The organism is Pseudomonas sp. NFACC05-1 (genome assembly GCF_900100135.1).
In the GTDB taxonomy this organism is placed as follows: domain Bacteria; phylum Pseudomonadota; class Gammaproteobacteria; order Pseudomonadales; family Pseudomonadaceae; genus Aquipseudomonas; species Aquipseudomonas fluorescens_Q.
The window spans coordinates 1-15,344 of record NZ_FMTR01000002.1 but is presented as its reverse complement, the minus strand read 5'-3'; the positions used below and the strand labels follow the sequence as shown (position 1 = coordinate 15,344).

The window sequence follows — 15,344 nt, the reverse complement described above, 5'->3', positions numbered from 1 at the left end:
GATTTATCCTCGAATCGCCCAGAAGGCCAGGTTCAGCCCTGGGAACTGGCCGGCGATGTGGAATGCGAAGCCGCCAGAGTTGCTCAGCTGCTGCCAGTGATCGCTGCCGCGGTCGAGCTCGTAGTAAGTGGAGCCGGCGTGGTACGGCAGCTGCCTTGGCGCCACCGGCAACGGCAGCAGGCCGATGCCCGGCAGTTGCAGGTTGACCAGATCGCGGATGTGCTCCACCGAACCGACCTTGCTCTGCTGGCCGAAGCGGCCGCGCAGGGTCTCGGCCGGCACGTCGGCGCGCACCACCAGGATGAAGCTGGCACTGTCGAGCAGGGTCTTGTCGGCCAGCATCGCCACGTGGATGCCGTAGGCTTTCTCGACAATCGGAATCGGCGTCGCCTTGCTGTCGATCAGCATCGACAGGGCTTCACGCAGGGCCTGCATCACCGGCGCGTAGCTGAGCGCCAGGTCATCGTGCTGGTATGGCGGGTATGGCTGCGGTCGTCGCCCGGACGCGGTGAACGTGGAGAACTCCCCGGCCAGGCTTACCAGCTCGCTGTAGAAACGCTCGGGATGCAGTGGGCTCAACTGGCTCAGGTGCTGGATCAGCGGTTGGGCGCGGTTGACCAGTTGCAACAGCATGAAATCGGCAATTTCCGAGGCGCCACCGGCGCCGGACGCCACCACCCGCCCGGCCAGGGCTTCGCCGCGTTGATGCAGCAGGCCCAGCAGTTCACTGCGAAACGCCGCCAGCGGCTTGGAGGCGATGACATCCAGCAGTGGCGGGATGTAGGTGTCGTCGAGCACCAGGGCACGGTCGGCGCGTTTTTCCTTGATGCGCACCACACCGATGGCGGCGTAGTCGCCGATGCCATCCTGTTCGGTCAGCAGCCGCAGCGCCCGCGAGCCAAGGGCCACCGGTGCGCGGTTTTCGAACGGTGCGTTGTCGTCGCGCACTTCGCACACCTGGCTCACATAACGCGCAGCGCCGAGGTCTTCGCCTTCGTCCACGGTGTCCCGGGCGCCGGCGCGCTTGAGCGGCAGGGCCAGGTACACCAGGCCATCGCGCAGGTTGTCATCGACGTTCAGCGGGGTGGGCGCCAGGTCATCCTGGGGAATGTTGAAGGGCGTACCGTCCGGCAACAGGCCGCGCGCCGAGATGATCGCCAGCTTGCCCTGGGCCAGCAGGCCCTGGTCGATCAGCAATTCGGAAAAACCCCAGGCGCCGGCCGACAACGGGCGGCTGCGTGCGTCGATGAGGTTTTCCAGGTAACGGTCATGCTGTTGGAAGTGCTGCGTTCCAATGAACATGCCTTCCGACCAGACCACGCGATTGTTCCAGGACATGGGGGCTCCGATTGCTTATTGGGCAGGGCTGGATGGGGGGACGACGACGGCGCTGCGCACGGCGCGCACATCGAGGCTGATCTGGTATTCGGTGTATTCGCGCGCCGGGACATTCATCACCGTGCGCCACAGCGACTGGTCCAGTTCGCGATAGCCCACCAGTATTCCGATATGCCGCGTGGCCGGGTCGAGGTCGCGTTGCAGGCTCAATTGCTGGCCGGGCTGGATCAGCACCTCGTCCTGGTCGATCAGGTCGGCGCCCAGCGTTGCCTGGGCCCGTTCGGCGAGGGCGAAATAATCGGCACGACCGAAGGTCGCGGCATTTTTCAGTTCGAAAATGCGCACCCGGACCGGGGCCGGCTGGCCGGTGGCGCCGGGGTTGAGGCCGGCAATGGCGTGAAAGTGCAGCTCGATGGCGGCGGTGTCGGCCTCAGCTTCTTCGGGCTGGGGGTTGGCCGCATCCTTGGCGCACGCCGTCAGCAGAAGCACGGTGGCGACTGCGAGTAAAAACCTGGGAATCATCCTGCGTCCTCAATGACGTTTGAGCTATCCGTTGTGTGCCGATCAATCTTGTTATGGGACGGAGCCGCTTAGCGGCGTCGCTGTCGCGTACTGTGTTCTTCGTAGGCGCGGCTGAACTCGCGACCGAACAGGTCCTGGAAATCTTCCTGGGCTTCCCGGGAAATGTTGCTGTAGAGCTCGGTGAACTGCTGCCAGTACTGGGCCTGTCGCGAGCCACTGAAAATACCCGAGAGCCCACCGGGCTTGGCCATGCGTTCTTCCAGTTGCGCCGGCTCGAAGCGCCCCAGCAAATGCTTGATGGCCGCTTCCACACCGGCCATCACCGCCAGTTGGTGGGCCCGCAAATCATCGAAACTGTCACGCACCGCCACGTCCGGGGCCATGAACGCCTGATTGCCGTGGCGCAACAGCAACAACAGGGCCTCATCGACGTTGGGAGCGAATTTCAGCGGGTTGTTTTCCACCGGCTGGATCATCGTCTGCTGGATGCGGAACTCACCCTTGAGGCTGCTGCGGGCGCGCAAGACATCGATCAGGCCTTCGACCATCAACCGATAACTGCGCCCGATGCTTTCCATCTGGGCTTCGGCGTTGGCCTTGTCCAGGCGCAACTGGTCCAGCCCGGCACCGCGCAGGAAGGCTTGCAGCAAGTCGGGTTGGGCGGCCTCGGCCGGGACAGCCGGAGCAACCGGAGCAACCGGAGGTGCGACCGGGGGCTCGACGCGGGTGACCGACGCTTCAGGCACGGGGGCCGGCGGCGGTGCGCTGATTTCAGCAAAGATGTCGGCGAGCGGAGCCTGCGGGGCAGGCGTCGCGACCGGCTCAACCACGGGCGGCAGCGGCACAGGCGGCGGGGCCACGGGCTGCGGGGCCACCGCCACCGGCTTGTCGCTAAAGGGGTCCCAGTCATCCGGAATCATCGAGGCAGACGGCGGTATCACCGGCGCCACCACGGGCGGCGGGCTCGGCCGGGGAATCGGCGTCGGCGGGCGGAAGTTGTGCTGCTCGGCCGGCACATGGTCAGGCTGGGTGGCCGGCGGGACACTGCTCGGGCTCAAGAAATCGAACAGGTCCGGCAGGGTGTCCATGGCCGACCCGCCCTGGAAATGCGCAGGCGCAGCCACTGGAATCGGCGATGGCGCATGCACCGCGGCGCCCTGGCGCCCCATCAAGGCCTCGAAAGTGCTGGGCGATTCGGCGAACGGGTTGCTGTCGGTGACTGGCAGGCTGAAATCGACGCGCGCCTGGATTTCATAATCACCGATGCGGATCACTTCGCCGTCTTGCAGGGGTTCGCTGTTGCCCTTGCGCAGGCGAACACCGGCCTTGACCAATTCCACACCATTAGTGCTGTTATCGGTTAAGTAATAACGCCCATCTTTGTATTGAATAACGCAATGTTTGCCGGAAACCAGACGCTCAGGGTCCGGCAATACCCAGTCATTATCGGAATTACGGCCAATTGCCATCACCCCCTGATCCATGGACTTTTCAGAACACTGGCCCGGGGTAATCTTGTGATAACTAGTGATAGTCAAACACAGCGGCATCTTGCCTCCTTGCTGAATACTTCGCGCGCGGGCGGGTGAAGTGAGGATTGAAGCCCCGACTACCCACCAACAACCTTGCCAACCACCGCGAAACGGCTTTTTGCCAGCATGATTGCTGATCATAACCGGCTTGCGTGACAAAAACCCCACGTCAGTTGCCGCTTCGACCGATGGGTCGAGCAGGCTGTTAAGCGCATCACAACTGTTACAGAGGGGCTACACTGGTGAAATAGCTTACCTTGACAAGCGATAAGTACTACACCAAAAATGCACAACTTCTTGAATATAGATGATGGCACTTTAAAATCACCTAAGATTTAAAAGGCCATTACCGTCAAGGAACATGTGAGTTTCATCCGAAACTTGCGTGTGAACTGCCCGACTTCTTCAGCGGGTGATAGGGAGATCGATCCAAGTGGATGTGCCTTTGTTGCTCGCCGCCGTTTCCGCGACTTCGCCGTGCGGTGAAGATCTGGAATATGACGCGGATTTCTTGCGCCTGGAACGCGACTCCCGGGGCCAGCCCGAGCGCAGCATGGGCGATTCGATCTTGCCTGCCGAGCCTCCTGAATGGCGCAGCATCCAGCAGCAGAGCCTGGACTTGCTGCAACGCAGCAAAGACCTGCGCATCACCCATTTCCTGTTGCAAAGCTCCCTGGCCCTCGAAGGCCTGCCGGGCATGGCCCGTGTGCTGACGCTGATCAGCGAACTGCTCAAGCAATACTGGGCCGAGTTACATCCGCGCCTGGACGCCGATGACGACAACGACCCCACTGTGCGCATCAATGCCCTCGCCGGCCTGACGTCCGATGTCACCATTCGCTTGCTGCGCGAAAGCATCCTGGTCCGCTCGCGGACCTTCGGCGCCGTCAGCCTGCGCGCCGCCGCCAACGCCAGCGGCCTGCAAAGTTTCCCGGATGAGAACCTCGGTGCCGAACAGCTCGCCGGGGCCTTGCTCGACAGCGACCCCGAACAGTTGGAAATCATCCGTGCCGCCCTGCAGGAAGCCCGCAGCGCCGCCGAAACCATCGAACAGCAGGTCAGCGACCAGGTCGGTTCCGCCCAAGGTGTGGACCTCGGCCCGTTGAAGCAACCGTTGAAGATGGCCCTGCAGATTCTCGGCCAGTTCGCCCCGCAGAGTGGCGACAGCGCCCAGGCCGATTCCGTCAGCGACAACAGCCCAGCGCCCACTGAGCATGCAAATGTCACAAGCTCACCGCGCAACACCAATAACAGCACCAGCACCGTCAGCGGCGACATCAACAACCGCGACGACGTGCTGCGCAGCCTGGACCGGATTCTCGCTTACTACACCCGTCATGAGCCCTCCAGCCCGCTGCCGGTGCTGTTGAACCGGGCCAAGAATCTGGTGCACGCCGACTTCGCGGCCATCGTGCGCAACCTGATTCCCGACGGCATGAGTCAATTTGAAAACCTGCGCGGCCCAGACAGCGAATAAAAAGCGAGCGGATCACGCAGTCACGTCACCGGCACCCCCGATGACGCCAACACCGTCGCTCAAGCGACCAGGAGCAGCAACGTGGCGAAGCAAAGTTCTCAGAAATTCATCGCGCGCAACCGCGCGCCTCGAGTGCAGATCGAGTACGACGTCGAGCTCTACGGCGCCGAGAAAAAGGTCCAGTTGCCCTTCGTCATGGGGGTAATGGCCGACCTCGCCGGCAAGCCCGCCGAGCCTCTGGCCCCTGTGGCTGATCGCAAGTTCCTCGAGATCGACGTCGACAATTTCGACTCGCGCCTCAAGGCCATGCAGCCGCGCGTGGCGTTTCATGTGCCTAACGAACTGACCGGCGAAGGCAACCTGAGCCTGGACCTGACGTTCGAAAGCATGGACGACTTCAGCCCGGCGGCCGTGGCCCGCAAGGTCGATTCGCTGAACAAATTGCTCGAAGCGCGTACCCAGTTGGCCAACCTGCTGACCTACATGGACGGCAAGACCGGCGCCGAAGAAATCATCATGAAGGCGATCAAGGACCCAGCGCTGTTGCAGGCCCTGGCGAGCGCGCCGAAGCCAGCACAGGACCAATGATCATGACTGACAATACAGCCCGCGAAGGCGTGCAAAACCTGGGCGCAACCGAAGAAACCAGCGAGTTCGCGTCCCTGCTGCTGCAAGAATTCAAACCCAAGACCGAGCGCGCCCGCGAAGCCGTCGAGACCGCCGTGCGTACCCTGGCCGAACAGGCCCTGGCGCAGACCGACCTGGTGTCCAACGACGCCATCAAGTCGATCGAATCGATCATCGCCGCCATCGACGCCAAGCTCACCGCCCAGGTCAACCAGGTCATCCACCATCCCGACTTCCAGCAACTGGAAAGCGCCTGGCGTGGCCTGCACTACCTGGTCAACAACACCGAGACCGATGAGCAGCTCAAGATCCGCGTGCTCAACATCTCCAAGACCGACCTGCACAAGACCCTGAAGAAATTCAAGGGCACCGCGTGGGACCAGAGCCCGATCTTCAAGAAGATGTACGAAGAAGAATACGGCCAGTTCGGCGGCGAGCCTTACGGTTGCCTGGTAGGCGACTACTACTTCGACCAGTCGCCACCGGATGTCGAGCTGCTGGGCGAACTGTCGAAAGTCTGCGCGGCCATGCACTCGCCGTTCATCGCTGCGGCATCGCCGACCGTGATGGGCATGGGCTCGTGGCAGGAACTGTCGAACCCACGCGACCTGACCAAGATCTTCACCACCCCGGAATACGCCGGCTGGCGCTCGCTGCGTGAATCGGAAGACTCGCGCTACATCGGCCTGACCATGCCACGCTTCCTGGCACGCCTGCCGTACGGCGCCAAGACCGACCCGGTGGAAGCCTTCGCCTTCGAAGAAAACACCGACGGTGCCGACAGCTCCAAGTACACCTGGGCCAACGCCGCTTACGCGATGGCGGTGAACATCAACCGTTCGTTCAAACATTTCGGCTGGTGCTCGCGCATCCGTGGCGTGGAGTCCGGCGGTGAAGTGGAAAACCTGCCAGCCCACACGTTCCCGACCGACGACGGTGGCGTGGACATGAAGTGCCCGACCGAAATCGCCATCTCGGACCGCCGTGAAGCGGAGCTGGCGAAGAACGGTTTCATGCCGCTGCTGCACAAGAAAAACACCGACTTCGCCGCGTTCATCGGCGCCCAGTCGTTGCAGAAACCGGCCGAATACGACGACCCGGACGCCACCGCCAACGCCAACCTGGCGGCGCGCCTGCCGTACCTGTTCGCCACTTGCCGTTTCGCCCATTACCTCAAGTGCATCGTGCGCGACAAAATCGGTTCCTTCAAAGAGAAGGACGAGATGCAGCGCTGGTTGCAGGACTGGATCCTCAACTACGTCGACGGTGACCCGGCGCACTCCACCGAGACCACCAAGGCCCAGCACCCGTTGGCTGCCGCCGAAGTGATCGTCGAAGAAGTCGAAGGCAACCCGGGGTACTACAACTCCAAGTTCTACCTGCGTCCGCACTACCAGCTCGAAGGGCTGACCGTGTCGCTGCGCCTGGTATCGAAACTGCCGTCGGCCAAGGGCGCATAAACAACCGTTGAAATGGGCTTTCCTGTGGAGGCCCTTTGTGGCGAGGGAGCTTGCTCCCGCTGGGTCGCGTAGCGGCCCCTTCTTGTGGGCGCTACGCACCCAAGCGGGAGCAAGCTCCCTCGCCACAGAGTGGTCCACAAGAGATCTTCATTGAGTTCACAGATTTCGCAAGGTCAGCGTCAACCAAACAATGTGGTTAGAAACCACACAGGGAGAAAACATGGCTGTTGATATTTTCATCAAGATCGGCGACATCAAGGGCGAGTCCATGGACAAGGCCCACAAGGACGAGATCGATGTCCTGAACTGGAGCTGGGGCATGTCCCAGTCCGGCAACATGCACGTGGGCAGCGGCGGTGGTGCGGGCAAGGTCAACGTCCAGGACCTGTCCCTGACCAAATACGTCGACAAGGCGTCGCCGAACCTGATGATGCACTGCGCCAGCGGCAAGCACATCGACAAGGTCAAGCTGACCGTGCGCAAGGCCGGCGGTGAAAGCCAGGTCGAGTACATGATCATCAACCTGGAAGAAGTGCTGGTTACGTCCCTGAGCACCGGCGGTTCGGGCGGCGATGATCGCCTGACCGAAAACGTCACCCTGAACTTCGCCAAGGTGCTGGTGGACTACCAGCCACAGAAAGCCGACGGCACCAAGGAAGGCGGTCCGGTCAAGTTCGGCTGGAACATCCGTCAGAACGTCAAGGTGTAATCGAACACGCCCCCGGTGCCACGCGCCGGGGGTGTTTGGTGCTTGCTCGAATCCAATCCTTTACAGCGCGGTGTGAGTCATGGCCAAGCCTTCGTTTATCAATCTGTGGAAAGCCTATTCCGATCTGCTGGTGACCTACCCCGACGCGAAACCCTGTGATGGTCCGTGGGCAAACCAGTGCGCTATCCGCATGAGCATCACGCTCAATACAGAGCTGACCATCAAGGTCAACAAGTCCACCTACACCGAACCCAAGTGTGCACATGAGCACGCCAGGGGGGCCGAATCGCTGGCGAACTGGTTGTGGAAACATCACCTGGGCCGCCCGTTGATCCTCGGCGGAACTGCCGCGGACCGACGCAAGCTGCAAGACAAGACCGGCCTGATTTTCTTCAAGGATTGCTTCCAGCAATTGGGAGAGTCTTCGGACGGTCGCACCGGCGACCATATCGACCTCTGGAACCGTGGCCTGACCCTCGGGTATGACGATCCGGCCTATCGATCCAGGGCGATCTGGTTCTGGGAGCTTTTATGAACAAGGCTCGTTGCGCTGTATTGATTGGCTGCCTGTTTTCGAGCCTGACAGCCTGTGCCGGGCAGCAAGCCTCATCGGCAACTTCAACCGCAGCGGTGAATCAAGTCGTCGTGATGGGCGGGCAACAGTTGACGCTGGTCGATGACCAACAACGCTGCGCGCTACGCAAACCAGACCAGACGCTAATGCCACTCGACCTGCCATGGCCCTGCCAGTTCACGGTAGACAGACAAGGCAAATCTCATGTCGAGACCTTTGGCAAGGTGCCTATTGTCATTGTTCTTCATTTCTCGACCGCGGCTCAGAACAGTCCGCAATGTCACTCCGAGTACCGCGCCATACGCCTGGTCAATGGGCAACTCGAACCCTCGATAATCGCTCGCCGCGCCAGCTGCATGGGCGGCACAGGTGACCAGAAGAATTACACAGGCCTTTTCACTTGGTAACCGAAATCGCCGCCCGCGATCGCCTCCAACCGTCCCTATTGGACCGGTTGACCGACGACGATCCGACCAATCCAAAGGAAAGCGCCGACAAACGCGTGCTGTCCCTGACCCAATTGAAAGCCTCCGTGCTGCGTGACCTGGCGTGGCTGCTCAACACCACCTCATTGCTCAGCGCCGATGCCACGTTGCACACCCCGGCGGGCACCTCGGTGGTGAATTTCGGCCTGCCGGCACTGGCCGGCAACAGCGCGTCGAACGTCGATGTCTCGGCCCTGGAAACGCTGATCCACCAGGCCATCGCCACGTTCGAGCCGCGAATCCTGCGCCACACCCTGCGCGTGCGCGCCCGGGCGACGGCCGAGATGAACCACAACGCCTTGAGTTTTGAGATCGAAGGCGATCTCTGGGCCCAGCCGGTGCCGCTGCGCCTGATGCTGCAAACCGACCTGGACCTGGAAACCGGCCATGTGCGCGTGGTCAACGCCGACCAGCGGAGACGCTCATGAACCCACGCCTGCTGGAGCTGTACAACCAGGAACTGCACCACGTGCGCGAAAGCGCGGCGGAGTTCGCCAAGGAATACCCGAAGATCGCCAGTCGGCTGACCTTGTCCGGCATGGACTGCGCCGACCCCTATGTCGAGCGCCTGCTGGAAGGCTTCGCCTACCTGACGGCGCGGGTGCAGCTCAAGCTCGACGCCGAGTACCCGACCTTCACCCACAACCTGCTGGAAATCGCCTACCCGCATTACCTGGCGCCGACACCGTCGATGACCGTGGTGCAATTGCAGGCCGACCCGGACGAAGGCTCGCTGAGCAGTGGCTTCCCGCTGCCGCGCGATACGGTCCTGCGTGCCGCCCTGGGGCGTGAAACCCAGACCTGCTGCGAGTACCGCACCGCCCACGCGGTGACGTTGTGGCCGTTGCAGGTCAGCCAGGCCGAGTACTTCGGCAACCCCTCCGCCGTGCTCGGACGCCTGGCCGCCAGCGAGCCGAAAGCCAAGGCCGGCCTGCGCCTCACACTGCGCACCGGCGCCGAACTGCCGTTCAACAGCCTGGCCCTGGACAACCTGCCGCTGTACTTGAGCGGTGCCGACGAACAGCCTTTCCGCCTCTACGAACAACTGCTGGGCAATGCCTGCGCGGTGTTCGCCCGCAAGCCCGGCGGCGACTGGGTGGAACGCCTGCCCCAGGATGCGTTGCGCTCGCGCGGTTTCGACGATGCCGACGCCGCGCTGCCGGTGGTGCCGCGAGCCTTCCAGGGCTATCGCCTGTTGCAGGAATACTTCGCCCTGCCCCACCGTTTCCTGTTTGTCGACTTCACCCAGTTGAGCCGCGCGGTCAAGCGTTGCGACGGCCAGGAACTGGAGCTGATCGTGCTGTTCGACCGGCACGATCCGAGCCTGGAAGGCAGCGTCGGCGCTTCGCAGTTCCTGCCGTTCTGCACCCCGGCCATCAACCTGTTCCCCAAGCGCCTGGATCGCATTCACTTGTCGGATCGGGTCAACGAACACCACGTGATCGCCGACCGTACCCGGCCGATGGATTTCGAAGTGCATTCGCTCAGCGGCCTCACTGGCCACGGCACCGGGCCGGAGCAGCCGTTCCTGCCGTTCTACGCCGTACGCGATCCGTCCCGTTATGGCCGCGACCAGGCCTATTACACGGTGCGGCGCGAACCCCGTGTGCTGTCCAGCGACCAGCGGCGCAACGGCCCACGCTCGACCTACATCGGCAGCGAAACCTTCGTCAGCCTGGTGGACAGCCAGCAAGCGCCTTATCGCCACGACCTGCGCCAACTGGGCGTGACCGCGCTGTGCACCAACCGCGACCTGCCGCTGTTCATGAGCGTGGGCAACGGCAAGACCGACTTCACCCTCGCCGACAGTGCGCCGGTTGGCGCCGTGCGCTGCGTCGCTGGGCCGAGCCGTCCTCGCGCCAGCCATGCCCACGACGCCAAGGCCTGGCGGCTGATCAGCCAGTTGTCGCTGAACTACTTGTCGTTGAGCGAACAAGGTCAAGGCGCCGCCGCCCTGCGCGAACTGCTGCGCCTGTACGGCGACAGCAACGACGCGGCGCTGCAATTGCAGATCGAAGGCCTGCGCGAAGTCAGCAGCAAGGCTTGCACCCGGCGCTTGCCGATGCCCGGCCCGATCGTGTTTGGTCGGGGCCTGGAGATCACCCTGGAATTCGATGAAAACGCGTTTCGCGGCACCGGGGTGTTCCTGCTCGGCGCCGTGTTCGAGCGCTTCCTGGCACGCTACGTGTCGATCAACAGTTTTACCGAGACGGTGATCCGTACCACCGAACGCGGCGAGATCATGCGATGGAAAGCCAAGCCCGGACGTCGTCCGACCCTGTGAGTACCCTGGAGGCGATGCACCAGGAGCCCTGGGAATACGACTTCTTCCAGGCGCTACGGCGCATCGAGTGCGAATCCCCCGAGCTGCCGCGCCTGGGCCATTCTCTGCGCCTGGCCGATGACCCGCTGCGCCTCGGCCAGCAGGCCGACTGCACCTTCGCCCCGGCGACCCTGGCCTCGGTGCAACCGGGCAGCGACGGCACCCCGGCACGCCTGGAGCAGTTCTTCTTCGGCCTCGGCGGCCCCAACGGCCCGATGCCGCTGCACATCACCGAATACGTGCGCGAACGCCAGCGCAACAATGGCGACAGCACCAGCAAGCGCTTTCTCGATGTGTTCCACCATCGCCTGCTCAGCCTGTTTTATCGGGCCTGGGCCGAAGCGCGGCCGACCGTCAGCCACGACCGCCCGGACGATGACTACTGGTCGGCGCGCCTGGCCGCCCTCAGCGGTCGGGGCATGCCGAGCCTGCTCAAACAAGGGCTGATCCCCGACACGGCGAAGCTGCACTACAGCGGCCACCTGTCGGCGCAAACCCGCTACCCGGACGGCTTGAAGGCAATCCTCAGCGAGTACTTCGGCCTGCCGGTGGAGATCGAAGAATACGTCGGCCAATGGCTGGAATTGCCCGAACGCAGCCGCGTCGGGGTCAGCGCTCATCAATTGGGCGTGGACTTCTGCCTGGGCCGCTTCGTGTGGGATCGCCAACACAAATTCCGCATTCGCCTGGGGCCACTCAAGCTCGTTGACTACATGGGCATGCTGCCCGGCAGCCAACCGTTCAACGAGCTGGTGGCCTGGGTCGCCGAATACCTGGGGCATGAATTGGACTGGGACCTGAACCTGGTCCTGGCACAACCCGAAGTCCCGGCACTGCAACTCAATGGTCGCTTCCGCCTGGGCTTCAATACCTGGCTGGGTCGCCCCGAAACCGATGCCAACGATCTAATACTGGCCCGGCATTACGCCGAACAGGCCAACACCTCACAGACCTCAAGGAGCCATGAGCATGGGTGAAATCAGTCGCGCCGCGTTGTTCGGCAAACTCAACAGCGTGGCCTACAAAGCCATCGAAGCCGCCACCGTGTTCTGCAAGTTGCGCGGTAACCCTTATGTGGAATTGGCCCACTGGTTTCACCAGTTGTTGCAACTGCAGGACTCGGACCTGCACCGCATCATCCGCCAGTTCAACATCGAGCCGGCGCGCCTGGCCCGTGACCTCACCGAAGCCCTCGACCGTCTGCCACGGGGGTCGACGTCCATCACCGACCTGTCGTCCCACGTGGAAGAAGCCGTGGAACGCGGCTGGGTCTACGGCAGCCTGATGTTCGGCGAAAGCCAGGTGCGCACCGGTTACCTGGTGCTGGGCATCCTCAAGACCCCGAGCCTGCGCCACGCGCTGCTGGGTTTGTCGTCGGAGTTCGACAAGGTCAAGGTCGAAGCCCTGAGCGAACGCTTTGACGAATACGTCGGCGACTCGCCGGAAAACGCCCTGACCGCCAGCGACGGTTTCAATGCCGGTGCCGTGCCGGGCGAAGCCAGCGGCGCCATGGCCCCAAGCGCCATGGGCAAACAGGAAGCCCTCAAGCGCTTCACCGTCGACCTCACCGAGCAGGCCCGCAGCGGCAAGCTCGACCCGATCGTCGGCCGTGACGAAGAGATCCGCCAACTGGTGGACATCCTCATGCGCCGCCGGCAGAACAACCCGATCCTCACCGGTGAAGCCGGCGTGGGCAAGACCGCCGTGGTCGAAGGCTTTGCCCTGCGCATCGTCGCCGGCGACGTACCGCCGGCCCTCAAGGACGTGGAACTGCGCAGCCTCGACGTCGGCCTGTTGCAGGCCGGCGCGAGCATGAAAGGCGAATTCGAACAGCGCCTGCGCCAGGTCATCGAAGACGTCCAGGCCTCGCCCAAGCCGATCATCCTGTTCATCGACGAAGCCCACACCCTGGTGGGTGCCGGTGGCGCCGCCGGCACGGGCGACGCAGCCAACCTGCTCAAGCCGGCGTTGGCCCGTGGCACCTTGCGTACCGTGGCGGCCACGACCTGGGCCGAGTACAAGAAGCACATCGAGAAAGACCCGGCCCTGACCCGTCGTTTCCAAGTGGTGCAAGTGGCCGAGCCGTCGGAAGACAAGGCCCTGCTGATGATGCGCGGCGTGGCCTCGACCATGGAAAAACACCACCAGGTGCAGATTCTCGACGAAGCCCTGGAAGCCTCGGTCAAGCTCTCCCACCGCTACATTCCCGCGCGCCAGCTGCCGGACAAATCCGTGAGCCTGCTGGACACCGCTTGCGCCCGCGTCGCCATCAGCCTGCACGCCGTGCCGGCCGAGGTGGACGACAGCCGCCGGCGCATCGAAGCACTGGAAACCGAGCTGCAAATCATCGCCCGTGAACACGCCATCGGCGTGGTCATCGGCACTCGCCAGACCCAGACCGAAAGCCTGCTGAGCGCCGAGCGCGAACGCCTGGCCGAGCTGGAAAGCCGCTGGGCCGAAGAGAAAACCCTGGTGGACGAACTGCTCGCCACCCGCGCCACCTTACGCGAGCGCGTCGGCGTGGTAGACAGCGAAGACGCCAGCGAAGCTGCCGACAACGAAAGCCACGCCCTGCGCGAGAAACTGGTGGACCTGCAACAGCGCCTGACCGCCCTGCAAGGCGAAACCCCGCTGATCCTGCCGACCGTGGATTACCAGGCCGTGGCTTCGGTGGTCGCCGACTGGACCGGTATCCCGGTGGGCCGCATGGCCCGCAACGAATTGGAAACCGTGCTCAACCTCGACCAGCACCTGAAGAAACGCATCATCGGCCAGGACCATGCCCTGCAGATGATCGCCAAGCGCATCCAGACCTCACGTGCCGGCCTCGACAACCCGAGCAAGCCGATTGGCGTGTTCATGCTCGCCGGCACCTCCGGCGTGGGCAAGACCGAAACCGCCCTGGCCCTGGCCGAAGCCATGTATGGCGGCGAGCAGAACGTCATCACCATCAACATGAGCGAGTTCCAGGAAGCCCACACCGTGTCCACCCTCAAGGGTGCGCCACCGGGTTACATCGGCTACGGCGAAGGCGGCGTGTTGACCGAAGCCGTGCGGCGCAAACCGTACAGCGTGGTGCTGCTGGACGAGGTGGAAAAAGCCCACCCCGACGTGCATGAAATCTTCTTCCAGGTGTTCGACAAAGGCGTGATGGAGGACGGCGAAGGCCGGGTGATCGACTTCAAGAACACCTTGATCCTGCTGACCACCAACGCCGGCACCGAGCTGATTGCCGACGTCTGCAAAGACCCGCAGAACGTGCCGGAGCCGGAAGAAATCGCCAAGGCCCTGCGCCAACCGCTGCTGGAGATTTTCCCGCCAGCCTTGCTGGGCCGCCTGGTGACGATCCCGTACTACCCGCTCAGCGACGAAATGCTCAAGGCCATCACCCGCCTGCAACTCAACCGCATCAAGAAGCGCGTGGAGAGCACCCACAAAGTCGCCTTCGACTACGACGACGCGGTGATCGATTTGATCGTCTCGCGCTGCACCGAAACCGAAAGCGGCGGGCGCATGATCGACACCATCCTGACCAACAGCCTGCTGCCGGACATGAGCCGCGAGTTCCTGACCCGCATGCTCGAAGGCAAGGCCTTGGCCGGCGTGCGGATCAGCGCCGTGGATAACGAATTGCAGTACGATTTCAGCGACGCGGCCTGACGGTAAGGAACACTGCAAAACCCTGTGGGAGCGAGCTTGCTCGCGATAGCGCAGTCACATTCAACATCCATGTTGACTGACATACCGCCATCGCGAGCAAGCTCGCTCCCACAGTTGTTCCAATCAGCGCCGCAGCCATTACAACGATGAGATAACCGATGTTATTCAACCAAGCCTCACGCCTGGCCAAGGTCACCAGCCCCCTCGGACCTGAGGTGCTGTTGCTCAAGGACATGGGCGGCGGTGAAGAATTGGGGCGGCTGTTCAACTACGAGTTGCAGCTGCATTCGCTGGACAATGCCATCGATCTCAACCAGCTGCTTGGCAAGCCCATGTGCGTCAGCCTGCAGCTCGATGGCGGTGGTGAGCGCTATTTCCATGGCATCGTCGCCCGTTGCAGCCAGAACGTCGACCAGGGCCAGTTCGCCAGTTACCAGGCGACGTTGCGGCCGTGGTTGTGGCTGCTGACCCGCACTTCCGATTGCCGGATTTTCCAGAACCTGACCATCCCGCAGATCATCAAGCAGGTATTCCGCGACCTGGGCTTTTCCGATTTCGAAGACGCCTTGAGCCAAACCTATCGCGAGTGGGAATACTGCGTGCAGTATCGCGAGACCAGTTTCGACTTTGTCAGCCG

The 15,344-nt window shown here is 62.8% G+C and carries 14 protein-coding genes; 11 read left to right on the top strand and 3 right to left on the bottom strand.

Translation table 11 applies throughout. The annotated features are described in order from the left end of the window. Window positions 1–3: 3 nt before the first annotated feature. The 3 genes from tssK to tagH all read right to left on the bottom strand — a co-directional run bounded on the left by tssK (window position 4) and on the right by tagH (window position 3,410). Window positions 4–1,338 carry a type VI secretion system baseplate subunit TssK gene (gene tssK, locus BLO97_RS04205; protein WP_063323776.1) on the bottom strand — a complete coding sequence of 445 codons (1,335 nt, stop codon included), beginning with the start codon at window positions 1,336–1,338 and terminating at the stop codon, window positions 4–6. 15 nt (window positions 1,339–1,353) lie between these two features. After that, window positions 1,354–1,860 (bottom strand): type VI secretion system lipoprotein TssJ, encoded by a 507-nt coding sequence (gene tssJ, locus BLO97_RS04200; RefSeq protein WP_003206918.1) that lies wholly within the window; start codon window positions 1,858–1,860, stop codon window positions 1,354–1,356. A 68-nt stretch (window positions 1,861–1,928) separates the two neighbouring features. Next, window positions 1,929–3,410, bottom strand: a complete 1,482-nt coding sequence (gene tagH, locus BLO97_RS04195; RefSeq protein WP_092345122.1) for a type VI secretion system-associated FHA domain protein TagH — start codon at window positions 3,408–3,410, stop codon at window positions 1,929–1,931. Between the two features lie 415 nt (window positions 3,411–3,825). On the opposite strand from tagH, the gene tssA reads away from it, so the two are divergent. The 11 genes from tssA to vgrG all read left to right on the top strand — a co-directional run. Next, window positions 3,826–4,869, top strand: a complete 1,044-nt coding sequence (tssA, locus tag BLO97_RS04190; protein ID WP_092148340.1) for a type VI secretion system protein TssA — start codon at window positions 3,826–3,828, stop codon at window positions 4,867–4,869. Between the two features lie 81 nt (window positions 4,870–4,950). After that, window positions 4,951–5,457, top strand: a complete 507-nt coding sequence (tssB, locus tag BLO97_RS04185) for a type VI secretion system contractile sheath small subunit (RefSeq protein WP_003177230.1) — start codon at window positions 4,951–4,953, stop codon at window positions 5,455–5,457. A 2-nt stretch (window positions 5,458–5,459) separates the two neighbouring features. Further along, window positions 5,460–6,956, top strand: a complete 1,497-nt coding sequence (tssC, locus tag BLO97_RS04180) for a type VI secretion system contractile sheath large subunit (protein WP_063323773.1) — start codon at window positions 5,460–5,462, stop codon at window positions 6,954–6,956. Between the two features lie 220 nt (window positions 6,957–7,176). Further along, complete coding sequence (locus BLO97_RS04175; protein ID WP_003206927.1) at window positions 7,177–7,665, top strand: Hcp family type VI secretion system effector; 489 nt, start codon at window positions 7,177–7,179, stop codon at window positions 7,663–7,665. A 79-nt stretch (window positions 7,666–7,744) separates the two neighbouring features. Then, window positions 7,745–8,200, top strand: coding sequence for a T6SS effector amidase Tae4 family protein (locus BLO97_RS04170; protein WP_063323772.1), 456 nt, complete (start codon window positions 7,745–7,747; stop codon window positions 8,198–8,200). Further along, window positions 8,197–8,646 carry a hypothetical protein gene (locus tag BLO97_RS04165; RefSeq protein ID WP_092148343.1) on the top strand — a complete coding sequence of 150 codons (450 nt, stop codon included), beginning with the start codon at window positions 8,197–8,199 and terminating at the stop codon, window positions 8,644–8,646. The genes BLO97_RS04170 and BLO97_RS04165 overlap by 4 nt, the downstream gene beginning before the upstream one ends. Next, window positions 8,640–9,152 (top strand): type VI secretion system baseplate subunit TssE, encoded by a 513-nt coding sequence (gene tssE / locus BLO97_RS04160; protein ID WP_092345120.1) that lies wholly within the window; start codon window positions 8,640–8,642, stop codon window positions 9,150–9,152. Before BLO97_RS04165 ends, tssE begins: the two co-directional genes overlap by 7 nt. Further along, complete coding sequence (gene tssF, locus BLO97_RS04155) at window positions 9,149–11,008, top strand: type VI secretion system baseplate subunit TssF (protein WP_063323770.1); 1,860 nt, start codon at window positions 9,149–9,151, stop codon at window positions 11,006–11,008. Before tssE ends, tssF begins: the two co-directional genes overlap by 4 nt. Beyond that, complete coding sequence (gene tssG, locus BLO97_RS04150; protein WP_092148349.1) at window positions 10,972–12,024, top strand: type VI secretion system baseplate subunit TssG; 1,053 nt, start codon at window positions 10,972–10,974, stop codon at window positions 12,022–12,024. The genes tssF and tssG overlap by 37 nt, the downstream gene beginning before the upstream one ends. Beyond that, window positions 12,017–14,707: a type VI secretion system ATPase TssH gene (gene tssH / locus BLO97_RS04145; RefSeq protein WP_092148352.1), complete on the top strand. Its 2,691-nt coding sequence runs from the start codon at window positions 12,017–12,019 to the stop codon at window positions 14,705–14,707. The genes tssG and tssH overlap by 8 nt, the downstream gene beginning before the upstream one ends. Before the next feature lie 158 nt (window positions 14,708–14,865). Continuing rightward, window positions 14,866–15,344, top strand: a 479-nt coding sequence (gene vgrG, locus BLO97_RS04140; RefSeq protein ID WP_139197648.1) for a type VI secretion system tip protein VgrG, incomplete at its 3' end; no start/stop codon positions are given.

What these genes read in the sequence shown, in the direction of transcription:
- tssK (WP_063323776.1), bottom strand. Translation starts at nt 1,338, where the DNA reads ATGTCCTGGAACAATCGCGTGGTCTGGTCGGAAGGCATGTTCATTGGA.
- tssJ (WP_003206918.1), bottom strand. Translation starts at nt 1,860, where the DNA reads ATGATTCCCAGGTTTTTACTCGCAGTCGCCACCGTGCTTCTGCTGACG.
- tagH (WP_092345122.1), bottom strand. Translation starts at nt 3,410, where the DNA reads ATGCCGCTGTGTTTGACTATCACTAGTTATCACAAGATTACCCCGGGC.
- tssC (WP_063323773.1), top strand. Translation starts at nt 5,460, where the DNA reads ATGACTGACAATACAGCCCGCGAAGGCGTGCAAAACCTGGGCGCAACC.
- BLO97_RS04175 (WP_003206927.1), top strand. Translation starts at nt 7,177, where the DNA reads ATGGCTGTTGATATTTTCATCAAGATCGGCGACATCAAGGGCGAGTCC.
- BLO97_RS04170 (WP_063323772.1), top strand. Translation starts at nt 7,745, where the DNA reads ATGGCCAAGCCTTCGTTTATCAATCTGTGGAAAGCCTATTCCGATCTG.
- BLO97_RS04165 (WP_092148343.1), top strand. Translation starts at nt 8,197, where the DNA reads ATGAACAAGGCTCGTTGCGCTGTATTGATTGGCTGCCTGTTTTCGAGC.
- tssF (WP_063323770.1), top strand. Translation starts at nt 9,149, where the DNA reads ATGAACCCACGCCTGCTGGAGCTGTACAACCAGGAACTGCACCACGTG.
- tssG (WP_092148349.1), top strand. Translation starts at nt 10,972, where the DNA reads ATGGAAAGCCAAGCCCGGACGTCGTCCGACCCTGTGAGTACCCTGGAG.
- tssH (WP_092148352.1), top strand. Translation starts at nt 12,017, where the DNA reads ATGGGTGAAATCAGTCGCGCCGCGTTGTTCGGCAAACTCAACAGCGTG.